We start from the raw sequence: 17,743 nt of genomic DNA, 5'->3' as shown, positions 1-17,743 counted from the left end.
GAAGTTCCCGACCGAACCCCGCCTGACGATCTCATGACATCGATCGCGATCACGAGACATCGGCCGGCTCCGGCCAAATCGGCCGTCCAGCAAGATTGCTCGGCGTCATTGCGCTTTATGATAAAAATCAAACATGTGTCATTTGGGTCACAACAAACGGAACATCATCGGCAAAAACTTTGTTGACATTGCATTTTAAGCGGTGCTGCACTTATTTTATCGTCATGACTCGCTCTTGGGCAAATAGAACGCTTCTAAAACACGCGCTCGTCGCGTGCGCTTTGGCGTGTCTGCTCGCTATCCAAGTGCTCAGCGCGACGGGAATCCACTCGTCCGGGTCTATGACGCCAGACGTCGGCGAGCGGTCGGCGTCAATTGCCTCCACGACTGCGATTTGTGACGATACCGGCGACCACAACGGTCACGCAGGCCACCAGCATGATCTCTCTCAATGCTGCGTGCTTTGTGCAGCGCTTTATGACGATGCGTCGCTCATTCCTCTCGCAGTCCTTGCGAAAATAATCGCTCCGTCTCCGCCGCAAATCGGGGCGCCGCGCGCTTATTTCCTCCCGCGCCGAGTGGGACTGCGCCAGTCGGGCTGGGAAAGCAGCTGGTCGTCAACCGCGCCGCCTCACGCCTGATCCAGGCGGGCGAGTTCGATCTCGCCCGGGAGTCCCGCGGACTCCCGCCAGATTAGCGACTTCAACCGTCACTCTCAGATCTGTCGCCACAGGCGCCTACTGCCATGAACCTTGTTCGGTTCTGGCGTAAGCACCCTTGGCTTCCGATACCGTCATCAACACCACCCGCACGAAAGCAAAGAGGCAAGAGAATGAAACTCGCCCCCACCTTATCCGCCATTCTGCTGGCGGTTTCGGCAGGATCGGCCTTCGCCGCCGACCTCCCCTCCGTCAAGGCTCCGCCGCCCGTTTATGTCGCGCCGCCCATGTGGACCGGCTTCTACGCCGGTCTCAACGCCGGCTACGGCTTCGGTTTGAGCTCCAACGCGACGACCGTCGGCAACGCCTATGACCAGTATTACACGAGCTATTTCAATCAGCCCGGCTGGCCTCCGCTCCTCGTCGCCGGCTATGGCGGACTGATGGCCGCCAACAGCGGCAACGCCAGTCTCAACCAGAACGGCTTCATCGGCGGCGGGCAGATCGGTTACAATTATCAATGGAGCCCCACCATTGTCATCGGCGTCGAAGCTGACATGCAGGGTTCGGCGATCCGTGGCTCGGGCGGCTACACCGGCGTCGGTCAGGATCTCTATTCCATGGGCCGCATGATGCTCATGCCGCACGGCACCCGCAACTCGGTCGGCGGCGGCACGATTCAGGCGGGCCTTGACTGGTTCGGCACCGTGCGCGGTCGCGTCGGCTATCTGGTCACGCCGACCTTGCTCGTTTTCGGCACCGGCGGTCTGACCTATGGCGGCGCCTGGGCCAATGGCAATTATACATCGACCTCCGCCTGGTGCGGCACGCCGACCGACGCATGTTACGGCGGCATGATCACGACCCCCTACTCCCAGATCGCGGTCGGCTCGGGCCGCACTTCGAGCACGCTGGTCGGCTGGAACGCCGGCGGCGGTTTCGAGTGGATGTTCATGCCGAACTGGAGCCTGAAAGCCGAGGCCTTCTACTATGATCTCGGCTCCATGAATCTCAACGGCAGCGCAGTGGCCGCCGTTTCAAACGTCGCAGCTCATATGGGCAGAGCTGTGCCGGATGCGCAGATGATCTTCCCCACGACACGTGTGCGATACGACGGCGTCATCGCCCGCGCGGGTATCAACTACCACTTCAACTGGGGCGCGGCTCCCGGGCTAACGACTTACTGATCGACTGAAAAAACGATGATGGATGTCCGGCTCGCCGCAATCCGCTCGAGGATCGTGGCGAGCCGGAATTAATTGCTTATCGCGTTGGGCGGAGGAAAGACCATGTTCCGCGTATCTATCGCTCGCAGCGCCAGTCTCATCGCGCTCGTCTGTGCAACGCCCGGTTTGGCGCAGCAAGCCCTCCCCGACATCACCATTGCGGCCAACCGCCCAAGGCACGCGACATCCACAACGCCACAGCGGCGCGTTGCGACGCCTGTAGCCGCTCCGGTTGCGGCTCCTGCGCCGGAGCCGGCGCCCGCCCCCGAGCCGATGCGAGAACCGGAGGTCGTGCCTCGCGCAGAAATCGCGGACGAACGCGCCACGTCGCCCGACACGACGAAACTCCTCGAGCGAACGCCCGGCGTCAGCATGTATGAGGCTGGCGGCGTTTCACGACTGCCCGTCATCCATGGCATGGCGGATGATCGAATCAAGATTATGACCAGCGGCGTCGCTGTCACGTCAGCATGCGCCAATCACATGAACCCGCCGCTCTCCTATTCCGACGCCAACACGGTCGGGAAAGTCGAAGTGTATTCCGGCGTTGTTCCGGTCAGCAAAGGCGGCGATTCGATCGGCGGAACGATCATCGTCGAACCACCGTCGCCTGTTTTCCGATCGGCGGCGACGACGACCGCCGCGCCTCCCGAACCCGCTGACGCCAGAAAGCCGTTCATAGAGCTTTTTGAGGCAGGCAAGTTACGTCTCGGCCCCGACAACAACGTTCTCGTGACCGGCGAGACGTCGAGCTTCTTTCGTTCGAACAACACCGGCATTGGCGCTTCAGCCATCGTCAATACGGCGACTGACCACTACGCATTCCTATACAACGGCTCGTGGTCACGGGCGACCGACTATCGCGCTGGCGGCAATGACGCCAAGGTTCTCTCGACGAATTTCATTTCCGAAAACCACCAGGGTACGATCGCCTATCAGAACGACGGGCATCTTCTGTCGCTCAGGGGCGCCATCACGAATATTCCCTACCAGGGCTTCGCCAATCAGCGCATGGATATGACCGCCAACCGCGGGTATCAGGTCGAAGCAAAGTATCAGGGAACAGGAGACTGGGGTTTCGTCGACGCGCGCGCCTATTGGCACAATGTTTCGCACACGATGGGCTTTCTCAACGACAAGCAGCCCGACTACATGCCGATGGCCACGAACGGTCTCGATTATGGCTACTCCGTCAAGCTCGATCACCCGGTAAATGAAGATCATCTCGTCCGCGTCGGAAGCGAATTTCACGGCTTCCGATTGAATGATTGGTGGGAGCCAATTCCCGGTGGCGGCATCATGACAGCGCGCGACAATACGACATTCATGCTGCCTGATCCGACCATCTTCGACATGACGATGAAGATGATGACGCCATTCACGCAATGGAACATCCGGAATGGCATACGTAACCGGCTCAGTCATTTCGCAGAGTGGGAAGCGAAATGGACGCCGCAGTGGTCAACGCTCGTCGGCGTGCGAAATGATCTCGTCTTTTCGAACGCCGGAGAGGCGGCGGCCTACGATCCAAGAAATCCTGCATTCATGCCCATGAAAATCGGCGACTTCTGGATTCCCGGCATCATGCTGAATCCGGACGCCGTCGCTGCGCAGATTTTCAACTCCCGCAGCCATCGACGCACCGACGTCAACTTCGACGTGACAGCGCAAGTTCGTTACAAGCCCGACGAAAATACAACGTACGAAGGCGGGTATTCGCGCAAGACGCGATCACCGAATTTGTATGAACGATACGCCTGGGGCGTCGGCACCATGACCGCTGCCATGGTCAACCAGTTCGGCGACGCGAATGGTTACGTTGGCAATCTCGATCTCGTGCCGGAGGTGGCGCATACTTTTTCGCTTACTGGCTCCTGGCGCGACCCGAAGAATGAGTGGGAGGCGCGTATCGCGCCCTATTACAGCTTTGTTCAAAATTATATCGACGCCAATCGTGTTGGCAGCTTCGCTTTCACGGGGCCGGCGGCTCCCGGTCCTTACGTGTTTCAAGAGCTTCAATTCAGAAACCACAATGCCCTGATATGGGGTGTGGATTTCTCCGGAAGGCTGAAGATATTCGAAGATCCTGATTTCGGCCGCTTCTACGGCACAGCGCTCGCCAGTTACACTTACGGCCGAAACCTGGACACGGGCGACCCGCGCAACTGTAATTTCTTTGCCGCGGGCAATCCGCCGACTATCGGCTCCGTCTATGCGGACCAGTTGTGTTACCTGCTCGCAGACGCCCAGAAGAAGGGCGATGGCCTATACAATATCATGCCCATCAACACGCGACTTGGAATTGAGCACAAGCTCGGTGGATGGACGAACGGTGTTGAACTTGTCGTTGTCGGCGCCAAAAACCATGTATCTGTCCAGCGCAACGAACTTCACACGCCGGCATATACGCTCGTCAATTTGCGGTCGAGTTACGAGTGGTCGAACCTGCGGCTTGATTTCGCAATCGAGAACATCGCCAACACGCTCTACTACCCCGCGTTGGGCGGCTTCTACATCACCGGCTACAAGGCCTGGACTAATACCGGTCTTAGTCCCTTCAGCATACCGAGCCCGGTCGCCGGAATGGGACGAAACATCGTCGCAGGCCTGACCGTAAAATTTTAACCGTCAAATCGAGAAGCGACTGAACGTTGGACCGCTCGACGTCGCTGAAAAACTCTGGAGAAGGATCTAACTCATGAAGTTTTCTACCTTTCTCTCCGCCACAGCCCTCGCAATTTCGGCGAATTCAGCACTCGCCGCTGATCTCTACGCAACCGCCGCTCCCGACACACTTCTGGGAACTCCCGGCGGCGACAACATAATCGTCAATCGTAGAAGCTTCATACCGGGGGACACATATAACGGCAACGCCGGCGTCGATACGCTTTGGGTCACCAAGACGATGACCGGCATTGATTTTCCCGCGGACAATTTCAATTTTTCGACCGCCACGCTCCGAAATCTCGAAGTGCTCGCCTTCAATTACATGCTGATGGAAATGCCTGGTCAGGCAATTTTTTCATCTTCCCAATTTGGCCCTGGCCTTATGTCGAACAATCTCGCCATCTATGGCGCATGGGGCAATCAGGACATCACGGTGAATCTGACGCCGGGCAACTCCAGCTTCAATGCTTCCGGCTGGGTGTTCAAAACTGATCTCATCACTTATGGCGCAGTATGGGGGCCATATGTTTATCCGGGATTGGGCGAAGTCGGCGGCGTCGATACGATACATATCAATGGCTCGACGGGTAACAACAATATTGTCGGAACTTCGCAGGATGATATAATTTCCGGCAGCGCCGGCGACGACAATATTGAAGGCCGGACGGGGAAAAACAGGATCGACGGCGGACCGGGATCCGACACCGCGTCCTATACGCGCGCAAGGTCGCGAGTGGCTGTAAACCTCGCCCTTGCGGGACCTCAGAACACGCTTGGCGCGGGCATCGACACGCTCTTGCAGATCGAAAACCTCATCGGCTCCGCTTTTAACGATACTCTTGTCGGAAACGCAGGCGCCAACATCATTGAAGGCGGGCCCGGAAACGACTCCATAAACGGCGCCGCTGGCTCTGACACGGCGTCATACGAAAACGCCTCCTCCAGAGTCGTCGTCAATCTCGCACTTACCAGCGCCCAGAATACAATAGGCGCAGGGACCGATACTCTCCTGCAGATCGAAAATCTGAGAGGATCGAGATTCAATGACACGCTTATTGGCAATAACGGCCCTAACGTAATCGAGGGCGGCCCCGGTAATGACTCCATAAACGGCGGCGCTGGATTCGACACCGCGTCATACGAACACGCAAACGCCCGAGTCGTTGTGAATCTCTCAATCGCCGGCGCCCAGAATACGATTGGAGCCGGGGTCGACACATTGACTTCAATCGAAAACCTCATCGGATCGTCGTTCAACGACACGCTGATCGGTAATGGGGGCCCCAATGTGATCGAAGGCGGACCCGGAAATGATTCGATCAATGGCGGCGCGGGAATAGACACAGTATCGTATCTCCACGCCACCGCGAGAGTAGTTGTGAACCTGTCGATAGTTGGCGCACAGAACACTCAGGGCGCGGGCGTCGACACCTTGACCGCGATTGAGAATATTGTAGGGACACCCTTCAATGACGTTCTAACGGGCAATAATTTGGCAAATGTGATAGAAGGCGGCGCCGGCAAAGATATCGTCCGAGGCGGGCTTGGGAGAGACACGTTCGTTTTCGCCCGGTTGACCGATATGTCTGTCGGCCCTAATCGTGACGTGATAGTGGACTTCACTTCGGGCGTTGACCGCATTGACTTATGGCGTGTCGACGCAAACACCTCTCAGCCGGGAGATCAAAGCTTCACATATATCGGCGCAAGCGGATTTAGTGGAACACCCGGCCAGCTTCGCTTCTCGGGGGGAATTCTGTCTGGAGACGTGGATGGAAATCGTACAGCGGATTTCGAAATCGCCTTGACTGGCGTGTCGACCCTTAATCCTGCAACTGATTTTATATATTGAGACGGGCACCCTCCTGGCGTGCAGGAATGCTTCATTCATCCCTGCACGCTAATTTTTCATCGGTCTATTCGATTATATCTGTTTCTATCATGACACGGCTTTGGTGATGTGGGCTTGCACGCAAACCCTGCACGCTAACATCAATCGATTGCAGACAGCACAAAGTTATCAGCGACCAACGACCGGTGGCCGATAAATGAGCCTCCCCTAATGAAGAGGTGATGTGTCAATGGCGGGGACAAAATGTGCATGAAGGCGGGGTAAAAGTGTACCGGTCTGGTTTCGAGAAAAGGGCCGCACGGCCCTTGTAGTTTAGTTGACGCGGGCGTTGAGGCGCGCGGAGCGTAGCGCAGCGCGGTTCAACGCGCGCGACGGCGATCAGTTCGTCGTGTCGGCGCCTCCTTTGTCGATTGCGGGCGCGTCGGGGAGATCGCGGTTTCGCCGTTGCGCTTTCTTTGCGGTCGCCAGCCGATAGCTCTCGCCGTTCATTTCCAGAATGTGGACATGATGGGTGAGCCGGTCGAGCAATGCGCCGGTGAGACGCTCGGAGCCAAACACCGACGTCCATTCATCAAAGGGCAGATTGCTGGTCACCAGCGTCGCACCGCGTTCATAGCGCTGGCTGAAGACCTCGAAGAGCAGCTCTGAGCCGACCGCCGTGAACGGCGCATAGCCCAGCTCGTCGACGATCAGCAGTTTGACGGTGTTGAGATGCTTTTGCAGCGCGCGCAGGCGGCGCTCGTCGCGCGCCTCCATCAGTTCGTGCACAAGAGCCGCGGCGGTCGTGAACGCGACGCTGAACCCCTTCTGGCAGGCGGCGAGCCCCAGGGCGAGCGCGACGTGGGTCTTCCCCGTTCCGCTTGGCCCAAGGGCGATGCAGTTCTGTCGCTTCTCGATCCATTCGCACCGCGCCAGCTCCAGCACGAGCGGCTTGTTGAGTGAAGGCTGGGCGGTAAAGTCAAATGTGTCGAGGCTTTTGACCTGCGTAAAGCGCGCCAGCCGGATGCGGCGCTCGACATTGCGCCGCTCGCGATCAATGCGCTCCAGTTCGCACAGGCGTAGCAGATAGCGCGGGTAATCGGCGCGGTCCTGCGCCGACTCCAGCGCCACCTTCTCATATTCGCGCGCGAAGGTGGGAAGCTTCAGCGCCTTGAGATGATTACCCAGCAGCACCTGCGGCGCGACGATCGTCTGCGAACCTGGCTCATGCGAGATGGTCATGCCGGACCTCCCGCGGTCGTCTCCATGACGCCCGCGATGACGCTCGCGCCGGCGACGAGCCCGAGATAGGCGCGCGGATCCGTCGCGCCGACCGTAGCCGCCGGCAGGTAGGGGTAGAATGTCAGATCGAGCCGCGCGGGCCGGTTCTCCAGCCTGGCCAGCAGCAGCATCTTCACTGCGTCAAAGCTGATCGCGCCAAGACGCAGCGCCTCCGCGACTGCCTGTTCGACCTGATGCTGATGAAAGTCCTCCATCAGCCGCAGCACCTGGATGAACTCGCGGCGCCCGCCATTCCCCATGCGCGCCTCCATCAGCCGCCGCAGACGATGCACGCAGTCGGCAAGCCGCCAGTCGTCGAGCGGCGCGGCCTGATCGAGCGCGCGGCTCTTGTGTTCGAGCAGGGCGAGATAATGCAGCGGGTTGTAGATGAACTCGGCCTTGCCGTAGCTGCGCGCATGCACGGCGATGGTCTCCCCGCCGCAGACAATCTCGACCCGATCGACATAGCCCTTGGCCAGCGCCTCCCGATGGCCGAAGCGCGTCGGGACCGAGTAATCGTTGTTGCGGTAGCGCACCAGCGCCATCGACGACACGCGCGTCGCGACCTTGTGACAGGCGTCATAGGGAGCCGGCGGCGCCGGCAGGAATGCCGCCATATCCGCCTGCATGCGTTCGCCGATCGGCGTCGACTGGCCGCGCAGGATCGCCCGCCGTCGTTTCGTGCAGGCGTCCAGGAACCTCGCGTTCAGCGCCTCGAAACTCTCCGCCACGGGCAGTGGCGTCATGAAGTTGCGCCGGACATAGCCGACAAGCCCCTCGACCTTGCCCTTGTCATTCCCCTTGCCGGGCCGGCCAAAGCGATCAGCAAAAAGGTAATGGCTCTGGAGTTCCGCAAACATTTGCGAACGCAGACGCTCTCCACCCTTCACGATCCTGGCGACCGCGAGACGCGTATTGTCGTAAAGAATGGACTGGGGGACGCCGCCAAAGAAGGCGAAGGCCGCGACATGGCCGTCGCAGAAGGCTTCCGCCGTCTCCGCCGGATAGGCCTTGACGAAGCAGCCGTCCGAATGCGGCAGGTCCATGCAAAAATAATGAAAGCGGACCTTCCTGCCGGCGATATAGGCGTCCGCCTCGCCAAAATCCGCCTGCGCATTCCCCGGTCGATGGCTGAGTGGAATAAACATCTCGCGCGACCGCAACTGCGCCTGCGCGACATATTCCCGGACGATCGTGTAACCGCCGGAAAACCCTTCTTCGTCCCGCAGCCGTTCGAATATCCGCTGTGCCGTATGACGCTGCTTGGCGTGAACAAGCCGATCATCCGCCAGGACCTTGTCGATCCAGGCCATATACGGCCCCAGCTTCTTCGAGATCGGCCGCTCCCGACGCCGATACCCCGGCGGAACCGAATATTGAAGCATCTTCGTGATCGTATTGCGGTGCACGCCGAAGCGCCTGGCCGCTTCCCGGCGGCTCAGCCCTTCCGCCATCACCGCGCGTCTCACCCGGGCATAGAGTTCCACTGTGAACATCCTTTCGGCCTCTCCATGCCAGTCGATGACATCGAGTTCGGCCTATCAGGACCGGTACACTTTTGCGCCGCCGTCACAGCAGCCCGCAAAGCCGCTTCAGTGGCACACTTTGCCGCCGCTGTTCATTAGACGGTCATAACAAACACAAATCACGAATATTTCTGCGAGGGTACAAATTTTCTTGCTGACGGCTCGCTCGTCATGACTGGAGGCACCAATGCGACACGCACAAGTGCGATGAATAGCCGCGGGCAGTGGTTGTCCGGACCCGAGTTGAATATTCCGCGTGGGTATTCCAGTTCGACTCTCACCTCCAGCGGCAAGGTCTTTACCTTGGGCGGCTCATGGAGCGGCGGCAACGAAGACAAGAAAGGCGAACTTCTGACGCCAGGCGGAAGATGGACGGTGCTTGCAAATGTTCTGCCCGACGATTTCATGACCGCTGATCCGACCGGCGCGTATCGCGCAGACAACCATATGTGGCTTTTTGGATCCCGCGACGGCTGGGTCTTCCACGCCGGACCGTCGCGAAAAATGCACTGGATCAACACAGCCGGCGTCGGGTCAGTCGTGTATGCCGGGCTACGAGGCGATGACAGCGATGCGATGAATGGCAATTTCATTCCTTACGACATCAATAAAATTCTGACCGTCGGCGGCGCGCCAAGCTACGATAAGCCAACGCCGACTAACAACGCCTTTATCCTCGACCTGGCCCCGGGTCCCGCCGTCGCGCCTTACGTAAAGAAACTTGGCTCGATGAAATATGCCCGCACCTTCGCCAACTCGGTTGTGCTGCCGAACGGCGATGTGGCGGTTTTCGGTGGCGTAAAAAGCGGTGGCAACCTTTTCTCTGATTTTAACTCGGTGCTGATCCCCGAAATCTGGAATCCGACGACGGCAAACTTCACGTCGCTCGCGCCGATGAATACACCGCGTAATTATCATTCATTTGCTCTTCTCTTGCTCGACGGCAGCGTGCTTGTTGGCGGCGGAGGGCAATGCGGAAAATGCACGACAAACCATCCTGACGCGCAGATTTTCAAACCGCCCTATCTTTTGAATCCGGACGGCGCTTCGCGCGACCGCCCCACCCTGTCGTCCGCGCCCGCGACAGCGACCCATGGTGAGACGATTACGGTCGGTATCGGGAACAGCGTGTCGTCCCTCAGCCTCGTTCGGATGTCCTCCGTGACGCACTCCCTGAACACTGACCAGCGCCGCGTACCGTTGACGATCGTCAGCCGGACAGCTACGAGCGCGACGCTCCGCATTCCCGCCAATCGCGGCCTTGTCCTGTCAGGAAACTACATGCTCTTTGCGATGAAGAGTGACGGTACACCAAGCGTCGCGAAGGTTATCAACATCCGGTAGGCCGATCGGCATCGTCGAGACGACCACGGACGACGTTGATTTATCGGCTTCCATGCGTCAACGAGCAAGTTCGAAGTTCATATCCGCGCCTTCGTCGAGCGGCGCAATGACAGCCCAAGCCAAATCGCCGGATCAGGTCCGCCGATGAAATCCTTGCATCTGACCTGCCCCTGAGAAACTCGACCAGATGCGATTAGAGTCCGGCCATATCGGGACGGACGAGATGAAGAAGAAGCGGTTCACGGAAGAGCAGATCATCGGGATTTTGCGGGAGCACGAGGCGGGCGCGAAGGCGGCGGATCTGGCTCGCAAATATGCTGTGTCGGAGACGACGCTTTACAACTGGAAGGCCAAATATGGCGGCATGGACGTCTCCGAGGCCAAGCGGTTGAAAGCGCTCGAAGAAGAGAATGCGCGGCTGAAGAAGCTTCTGGCCGATCAGATGCTGGAAGCCGCGGCGCTGAAGGAGCTTTTGTCAAAAAAATGGTAGGGCCCGCCGCCAAGCGCGCAGCCGTTGTGCATCTGCGAGCCGCCATGGCTCTGTCGGAGCGTCGGGCCTGCCAGATTGTCGCCGTCGATCGCGCGACCGTCCGCTACATCTCGAAGCGGCCGACCGACAAGCCGTTACGGGAGCGGCTGCGGGAACTCGCCAACGAGCGCCGGCGCTTCGGCTATCGGCGGCTGTTCGTGCTGCTGCGGCAGGAGGGCGAGACGTCGGGCAAGAACCGCATCTACCGGCTCTATCGCGAGGAAGGGCTGACGGTGAGAAAGCGGCGCGCCCGCCGAAGGGCTGTCGGCGCGCGGGCGCCCATTCCTGTCGAGGCGCGGCCGAATGCGCGTTGGTCTTTGGACTTCGTGCATGACCAGTTCGCCTGCGGACGCCGGTTCCGCATCCTGAACATCGTCGACGACGTGACGCGTGAATGCCTCGCGGCGATCCCCGACACATCCATCTCGGGCCAACGCGTGGCGCGGGAACTGTCGGCGCTGATCGCATGGCGCGGCAGGCCCGGCATGATCGTTTCGGACAACGGCACGGAGTTCACCTCGAACGCCGTGCTGTCGTGGTCGAGCGAGAACAGGATCGAGTGGCGCTATATCGCGCCGGGCAAGCCGATGCAGAACGGCTTCTGCGAGAGCTTCAACCGGCGCATGCGCGACGAACTGCTGAACGAGACGCGGTTCTTCGGGCTCGACCATGCCCGGGAGAAGATCAGCGCCTGGGCCCAGGACTACAATCACCGCCGCCCGCATTCGGCCCTCGGCTATGCGACGCCCGCCGCCTTCGCGGCCAATCTCACCGCAACAGGCGATCGGCTGCGCAACCCGGACCAACTCCGCCGATCGCCTGTTGCTCCATTCGCGCCCTCGGGCGTATCAACCGGAAGGACTCAACCCGCCGCTGGATGAAAGTTCAGGGGCAGGTCACATCCAACAAGCGCATCAGCCAGAAAGCAGATTACATTTCCTGTCCCGAATTTCAGATTCACATCACTGGTTTAGAATATTCCGGCATCCAGGCCCGAGGCCATCAATCCTCCCAAGGCGTGGCATTCGGCAACAAGATCCTCACTCCAAGGACCCCGGCAAATCAGCGGTTCCTGCACTTTACGCCACCGCAAACCTGTCGTGATTGCTTCCACGCTTCTTTTTGTCCCCGTCCCGTCATTTCCGGCCCGGATATACAAGGCGTATGGCATGCCTTGGCAACGTTCAAGACATGGATAATAGCAACGATCAAAAAAATCCTTCAGCGCGCCGCTCTTTTAACCGAGATTCTCTGTCGTCCCAAGAATGATCGCACTTGCCGGCAGCACGTCAACCTCACTGGCCGCAAACGGACTTTTCACGATGACGTCAACGTCCATTATGTCTGTCGAACGCGCGCCGTCTGCAACAGCTTCCCGAAGCCTTAGTGTGTTGGGGGAAGGCGCATGGGCGACGATAAGCAAACGTTTGCGGTTAATTGACGCCTCCCAATCTTCACCTGCCGCATACCAAATCTACGTCAGCATTTATTAGTCTCGTCCGGGTCGGGGCAACAATCGGAATCACCCGCTGGCCAGATTCCGTTAAATCCCGGTCAATATTGCCCGAATGTCTTTCCTCCCATATCCGGCCGAGAATTTCACGAAGCACACATTCTCGGCCTTCAAAAAGCGCCCGAAAGGCTATCAGCCGAATACCGGAGAATTGAAGTCCATGAACGATGACCCGGTTCACGTCGTGATTCCCGCGCCTCCGCGCCGAAACTATTCACTCTGTCGTGTTTGGCTCCGTCGAACTCCCGAAAGGATTAACGCCGCCGAAGCCAAGTGGATTTACCCTCACGTTGCCACGCGGATTCACGCCTGCGTCGGTATTTGATCGACCCGCCATATTGCTTTGCTGGTCGGTATAATAGCTCCTTCCGGTGATCGGCGTCTCATGTCTCTGACCGATCATGTTATCATATGCGTCACGAAAATGCCGACGCTGTTGCGCCGAAGCGCCGAATGACCAAAGCACAAGCGCCACCATTACGCACAGAGATAATTGCGACAAAGCAGATGTGCTTCCAAACATTATGGCGCCCCCCACTTGAGTTAACGAGATGACGTCAGGAAACTGATGACGCCGCACACAAATCAATTACATGATCACGAGTCTCGGCATCACGAAAGACCGTTCAGGAAAAGCGTGCGCGAACTCTCCCCCCGGCGCCCAACAAAACAAGAAGCGCGACAAAGTTTGAATGAGCCTAATGAACCGACACTACCACTCTCGCTTCAAGGCCTCTGCGCACTTTTCGTCACGGCTCCAAGGATACTCTATCCAATCTGCTCCTCATGGCTCGCAACCCAAACCATGAAGCAACCTCGCGCAGTTTTGCTTTCCATTACCACTATTTTTTGCGCCGCTTACCGATAGGAGTAAAGCAAAAATCTGACGCGCTTGTAAACAGCTCTAACCTGTATTAAGCCGTCGTCTAGACGTAGACAATCGGACATCAGAATATCTTTATGTTCCCCAGCGATTTGAAAAGATGACTTCGAATACCAGCATGTGTTAGCGACGCTTCGGGGGTGCTTGTTTAGCCGTCGCTGGAGTCACAATATTTGAATGTTTAGAATGCACATCCCGAGGCGCAGCAGGACACGAAGCGATATGAAACAAGGGCCTGTATGGAGTTCGATGACCGAGCGTGATCTTCGAGGAATTGTTTCGGTTTCAAAAATCATTCACCCCAATATGAGCGAGCGCCCCGAAGTATTTGCGGAAAAGCTTAAGCTTTTCCCCAGTGGCTGCTTCATCTTAGGGAGGGGCGGAAATCTGACGGGTTACGCCATTTCGCATCCTTGGATGCTCTATGACGCGCCGCCGCTCGACAATTTCCTGAATGACTTACCAAAATCGCCCGATTGTCTATACCTGCATGACATCGCGATTTTGCCTCATATGCGAGGCCGAGGCGCTGCAAATACATTGGTCGGACACTTGGCGACCATCGCGAGGCGAAACCGACTTGCATTCATTGCGCTCACCTCAATCTATGGTAGCGGTTCACTTTGGCGACGCTTCGGGTTCGATGAGATTCAAGTAGCCGGGAAGTCACCGACACTTGGTTCTTATGGCCCCGGGGCGAGCTACATGGTCAAGGCGCTATAATTGTCAGTGACACTGCTCGCAGTGTCACGGGGAAACGGCCGCTCCCTTGACGCGCCGACGTTAACCCGCTTGACGGGCCCCGGCTGCTGACGCGTTTTCAGCCGCTGATAATCTACTGAAAATGTTCCTCCTTGAGCTTCGTCTTGTGATCTGGCCCGGCAAATTCACGTCGGCATGACTTGCTGAGGCGACTCATGTTCGATCTCAGGCAATCCTCAATTTCAGATACGAACGGAATATCGGAACTGCAGAACTTGAATGCATCTCCCATGCAATCGGATCGCTCCTGAGCGGTCCCCTGGGCCGACGCAGGCGTGACGCCTATCGAGGAAATAAGTGTCAGAAGGATGAAAGCTCTACGCATGATTTTTCCTTGCGGTCTTCTATGAGTCTTTTCAAGTGGTTCGGCGTCTTAGACGCCTGAACGAGCTGCGTAACTCGCCACGCATTTCAGGTCGAACTTCCAAAACGCTCTCCGCTTCAGAGGAGAAATGAACCGTTATCAATTACGTGCACGGTTCATTGCCACTCTCATAACGGCGCCACGACAAGGTAATGAACGCCATTATTGCCGTATTGCGGAGCTAACCATGTGCTCCCGCAGACATAGTAAGCGGCGCCGTTCACAAGGCGATAGGCGCAGCCCTCTGGCAGAACGGCAATGCTGGTTCCAATCGCATAGGAATTTGCGACGGCGTTCACTGCGGCGGCCGTTCCGATAGCAGCGGCGGCTGCACCGGCGCCACACGCGTAGCACCCCGCGCCATAATAGCTATTGACGACGACGGGACCATGATAGCCGCCCCAATATGCGCCGCCATGGTATCCATCTGCGTGCCATGTACCGCCATTACCGCCGATCCCACCCGCATGCCATTCACCTGCGGGTCCACGATAGCCTGCCGCGACGCCGCCCTCCGGACCTCTGGCGACAAATGCGCCGTCGCCGCGAAAGCCCTCGAAGCCCCCGGCGTGAAATCCGCCGAAACCTCCGCCCCGCCATGCGTGAGCAGGATTTATTGCGAGGAACGATGCTGCAAGGACGAGGGAGAAAAATCTGCGTTTATTCATCGCGGTCTTCCTTGATGCGAGTTCAGATCATTTATTCGCCGGAGCTGACAGCCCCGGCTTTGAGAATTTGATACGGCCAGCTTTTGCCGCCGCCGTTGACCGGAAGGTCTTTGCCGACGTCGCTGCATCAATTCTCCAGTTCGAAAATTCCAGCATGCTGCGCGGCTTGTCTTTCGATTTCGCGGGCGTCAGCCAGACCAGACGCGGCAACTTATCCTTTGCGCCGATCCAGATCTGGGCCTGAAAATTCGCATTTGCGATTGCCACGATGTCTGTCGTTGTCCCACCGACGACCGTTGATTGACCCATGACGAAGGCGGAGGTCAGACCCTCGATGATTGCAGCATAGGGATCCGCGACGATGAAGTCGACAAAAGGAAAATAAATCCCCGCCTTTGAATAGGCGGCCTCCAGCATATCATCGAGCTTCGGAGGAGCGGATTCCACCGCGATGAGATTGGACGCAGGAAGAAACACGGCCATCTCGGCGCCGTCGTAATAAAATTCCGAAGCAGGACCGTCGCCCAAGGTTACGATCTTCAGCTTGTCAGGACGCTGAAGGGTTACATTTGACGAGATCATATAAAACAGAGGCTGACCGTTCGACGCGGGTTCATCAAATGCGCGTCGAATATTGAACGACATCGACTTAGCTTTCGCCAAAGTGTCGCTCATGCCTTTAAGAATATCGAGCGCTTTTGGATCAATCGCACCGATCGACGCCTTTGGAGCCGTCGCGGCAGGTGGCTGCTCTCCAGATGCCGGCCCCTGAACGCCGACACCGATCAGCGCAAGCGTTGTCAGTAGCAATAAACGATATTTCATTCATGCCCCCCATAAGCCGACGCGTGGTTCGCGCTTGTTGGATCTCCGGCCGCCCCTCGACATTTGTCGACTGCCAGCGATGCAATATTTCGCACCGCTGAGATCAGGCGCTATCAGTCGCGTCCTCATGCGAAGGAACGTCATTCCCTCACAACTGTGCGCATGATAAAAGGATATACGTGGTGTCGCAATGACGAAGGTGTCTACATTGCGAGGCCCGAGATTGCTGGCGGCCATGCCGGTGAAAGGTCGACAACGGGTATGTGAAAATGATCTCGGGCCACGGGGTCACGCCGCCAACTCGCCAAAGTCTGTTTGCAATTCTTGCACTATCATTTTCAACCAAGATCAATAAAGTTCGGCGCAACTCGATCCCGCCTTTATGCAGTCACAACCATAGTTCACGCGGTCGGAGAAATTGGCGTTCGTCGATTCGCGCTTCAATGCTTGATGTCTTTGGCCGCTGCGATACCAAGAATCTTGGAGGCCTATCGAGTTCAAGTGCGATGTGAGCGATCAAAAGTCTGGAGGATGGCCTCTCGATCGCCCTGACAGATGTAGATCCGATCACCAGAATTTCAGAAATCCCAAAAACCCCTTGCGGGCCGCTCTCTGCGCCGCGAATTGGCGCCTCGCGCTTTCACGCAGTTCCAGCATCTTTCTGTCGGAAACGCTGAAATCCTCTACAGCTTCCTCGAGAAGTCGAAGAGCAGCGTCGAGACTTTGCTGTGACGACGCCTCAGCGTCACTCGTTGCAGCTTCATTCTCCGGCGTCTTAAGCGTCCGGATTCTTGCGATCGCGAACAGGGCCGCGCCGATCGTCACGGCAAAGGCGATTAAGGCCGCTGTAATGGGCGTCGAAGAATCTTCTTCAGGAGTCGTGAATTGCCCTTCGCGCCATTCGCCGCTTTGCGCGCGGCCGTCCGGGTAAAGCAGAACGCCACGGCCGTGCAATGCGCCGTCACGCCAATGACCGTTATACTTCCGTCCGTCGGGATAGGTGAATGCGCCCTCGCCGTCAGGTCTGCCGTTGCGAAATGCGCCGACGTATTCTCCCCAATATTGATAGGTAAGGATGCCCTGTCCGTTTGGCGCGCCGTCATGATATTCGCCAACATATTTTCCACCGTCGGGATATGTGTGTGTTCCCTGACAGCCATTCCAGCTTGCGACCGGCGTCGCTGGACACGCGGGCAAAAGGACTTTTGAAACAGCGGTTGCCGGCGACACGAACACGCCAAGAACAAACATGGCGTTCATCAATGAGATCAGCGGCTTCGGCCTGCCAGGTTTCGCATCATTTTTTTTGCCGCAAACCATCATCTTCAATTCTCCCTTCGCCGTCGATCCTGGATCGTCTCTGCGGCAGCATGTAGACCATGGCAGGAGTTCTTTCGCCGATACGCTTATAAATCAAGAACCATGCCCCATTTCAGCGAATTGGCTCATGCTTCATATTTTGTCGTTCAGTTGCGCGAAAGTCCGCGCGCGCTTTTCCGCAGCGCTGTTTTATTCGTTTCAAAGCGATGCGCTTCTGTGAACCCGCATATGTCTTGCGTCGCGCCTGGCCTGCACTGATGTCGGCCGAGGCTCGGGGGGCAGGAAAAGGGTCCCGCCCTGCCCCCTTTTCGTCCGGCCCAGCGGCGCCTGCGGTTCGAACATCTG

13 protein-coding genes are annotated in these 17,743 nt (G+C 57.8%); 8 read left to right on the top strand and 5 right to left on the bottom strand.

The features are described from left to right. The first annotated feature begins 224 nt into the window (after positions 1–224). From MET49242_RS26530 to MET49242_RS04465, 4 genes are all read left to right on the top strand, one after another. On the top strand, positions 225–641 hold the full coding sequence (locus tag MET49242_RS26530) for a DUF2946 family protein (protein WP_371212539.1): 417 nt from the start codon (positions 225–227) through the stop codon (positions 639–641). Between the two features lie 191 nt (positions 642–832). Continuing rightward, entirely contained in the window at positions 833–1,846 is a 1,014-nt protein-coding gene (locus MET49242_RS04475) for an outer membrane protein (protein ID WP_036280983.1), read from the top strand. A gap of 102 nt (positions 1,847–1,948) precedes the next feature. Beyond that, positions 1,949–4,510 carry a TonB-dependent receptor gene (locus tag MET49242_RS04470; RefSeq protein WP_036280981.1) on the top strand — a complete coding sequence of 854 codons (2,562 nt, stop codon included), beginning with the start codon at positions 1,949–1,951 and terminating at the stop codon, positions 4,508–4,510. Positions 4,511–4,583: 73 nt separating this feature from the next. Continuing rightward, positions 4,584–6,404, top strand: a complete 1,821-nt coding sequence (locus MET49242_RS04465) for a calcium-binding protein (protein WP_036280979.1) — start codon at positions 4,584–4,586, stop codon at positions 6,402–6,404. A 378-nt stretch (positions 6,405–6,782) separates the two neighbouring features. Here the strand turns inward: MET49242_RS04465 and istB are convergent, their stop codons facing one another. Both istB and istA read right to left on the bottom strand, forming a co-directional pair. Further along, complete coding sequence (gene istB, locus MET49242_RS04460) at positions 6,783–7,625, bottom strand: IS21-like element helper ATPase IstB (protein WP_036280977.1); 843 nt, start codon at positions 7,623–7,625, stop codon at positions 6,783–6,785. Further along, positions 7,622–9,160 (bottom strand): IS21 family transposase, encoded by a 1,539-nt coding sequence (gene istA / locus MET49242_RS04455; protein ID WP_051133996.1) that lies wholly within the window; start codon positions 9,158–9,160, stop codon positions 7,622–7,624. The genes istB and istA overlap by 4 nt, the downstream gene beginning before the upstream one ends. A gap of 237 nt (positions 9,161–9,397) precedes the next feature. Here istA and MET49242_RS04450 point away from each other — a divergent pair, with 237 nt between their 5' ends. From MET49242_RS04450 to MET49242_RS04425, 4 genes are all read left to right on the top strand, one after another. Next, positions 9,398–10,534, top strand: coding sequence for a galactose oxidase-like domain-containing protein (locus tag MET49242_RS04450; RefSeq protein ID WP_158497254.1), 1,137 nt, complete (start codon positions 9,398–9,400; stop codon positions 10,532–10,534). A 223-nt stretch (positions 10,535–10,757) separates the two neighbouring features. After that, a protein-coding gene (locus MET49242_RS04440; protein WP_371212538.1) for an IS3 family transposase occupies positions 10,758–11,944 on the top strand; the annotation gives its coding sequence in 2 pieces (ribosomal slippage) (positions 10,758–11,010 and positions 11,010–11,944; 1,188 coding nt in all). Beyond that, positions 11,941–12,450, top strand: coding sequence for a hypothetical protein (locus MET49242_RS25445; protein ID WP_158497253.1), 510 nt, complete (start codon positions 11,941–11,943; stop codon positions 12,448–12,450). The genes MET49242_RS04440 and MET49242_RS25445 overlap by 4 nt, the downstream gene beginning before the upstream one ends. 1,258 nt (positions 12,451–13,708) lie before the next feature. Continuing rightward, positions 13,709–14,182: a GNAT family N-acetyltransferase gene (locus MET49242_RS04425; RefSeq protein WP_036286902.1), complete on the top strand. Its 474-nt coding sequence runs from the start codon at positions 13,709–13,711 to the stop codon at positions 14,180–14,182. 531 nt (positions 14,183–14,713) lie between these two features. On the opposite strand, the gene MET49242_RS23915 is transcribed toward MET49242_RS04425, so the two are convergent. The 3 genes from MET49242_RS23915 to MET49242_RS23130 form a co-directional block, all read right to left on the bottom strand. Next, a complete protein-coding gene (locus MET49242_RS23915) occupies positions 14,714–15,253 on the bottom strand; it encodes a hypothetical protein (RefSeq protein WP_084678877.1) in 540 nt (179 codons plus the stop codon). A gap of 27 nt (positions 15,254–15,280) precedes the next feature. Then, complete coding sequence (locus MET49242_RS04415; protein WP_084678876.1) at positions 15,281–16,078, bottom strand: DUF2092 domain-containing protein; 798 nt, start codon at positions 16,076–16,078, stop codon at positions 15,281–15,283. A 567-nt stretch (positions 16,079–16,645) separates the two neighbouring features. Further along, the gene (locus tag MET49242_RS23130) at positions 16,646–17,401 is read right to left on the bottom strand and encodes an MORN repeat-containing protein (RefSeq protein ID WP_244430885.1); all 756 of its coding nucleotides are present in this window, start codon (positions 17,399–17,401) and stop codon (positions 16,646–16,648) included. Between the last annotated feature and the right edge of the window lie 342 nt (positions 17,402–17,743).

Origin of the sequence: Methylocystis sp. ATCC 49242 (genome assembly GCF_000188155.2) — a bacterium.
Taxonomy (GTDB): Bacteria; Pseudomonadota; Alphaproteobacteria; order Rhizobiales; family Beijerinckiaceae; genus Methylocystis.
Note: the sequence above shows the minus strand (reverse complement) of the source record. Positions and strands in the feature narration are given on the sequence as shown.

Coding starts and splice junctions, on each gene's coding strand:
- MET49242_RS04465 (WP_036280979.1), top strand. CDS start 4,584: ATGAAGTTTTCTACCTTTCTCTCCGCCACAGCCCTCGCAATTTCGGCG.
- MET49242_RS23915 (WP_084678877.1), bottom strand. CDS start 15,253: ATGAATAAACGCAGATTTTTCTCCCTCGTCCTTGCAGCATCGTTCCTC.
- MET49242_RS04475 (WP_036280983.1), top strand. CDS start 833: ATGAAACTCGCCCCCACCTTATCCGCCATTCTGCTGGCGGTTTCGGCA.
- MET49242_RS26530 (WP_371212539.1), top strand. CDS start 225: ATGACTCGCTCTTGGGCAAATAGAACGCTTCTAAAACACGCGCTCGTC.
- MET49242_RS04415 (WP_084678876.1), bottom strand. CDS start 16,078: ATGAAATATCGTTTATTGCTACTGACAACGCTTGCGCTGATCGGTGTC.
- MET49242_RS04425 (WP_036286902.1), top strand. CDS start 13,709: ATGACCGAGCGTGATCTTCGAGGAATTGTTTCGGTTTCAAAAATCATT.
- MET49242_RS25445 (WP_158497253.1), top strand. CDS start 11,941: ATGAAAGTTCAGGGGCAGGTCACATCCAACAAGCGCATCAGCCAGAAA.
- MET49242_RS23130 (WP_244430885.1), bottom strand. CDS start 17,401: ATGATGGTTTGCGGCAAAAAAAATGATGCGAAACCTGGCAGGCCGAAG.
- istB (WP_036280977.1), bottom strand. CDS start 7,625: ATGACCATCTCGCATGAGCCAGGTTCGCAGACGATCGTCGCGCCGCAG.
- MET49242_RS04470 (WP_036280981.1), top strand. CDS start 1,949: ATGTTCCGCGTATCTATCGCTCGCAGCGCCAGTCTCATCGCGCTCGTC.
- MET49242_RS04450 (WP_158497254.1), top strand. CDS start 9,398: ATGAATAGCCGCGGGCAGTGGTTGTCCGGACCCGAGTTGAATATTCCG.
- istA (WP_051133996.1), bottom strand. CDS start 9,160: ATGTTCACAGTGGAACTCTATGCCCGGGTGAGACGCGCGGTGATGGCG.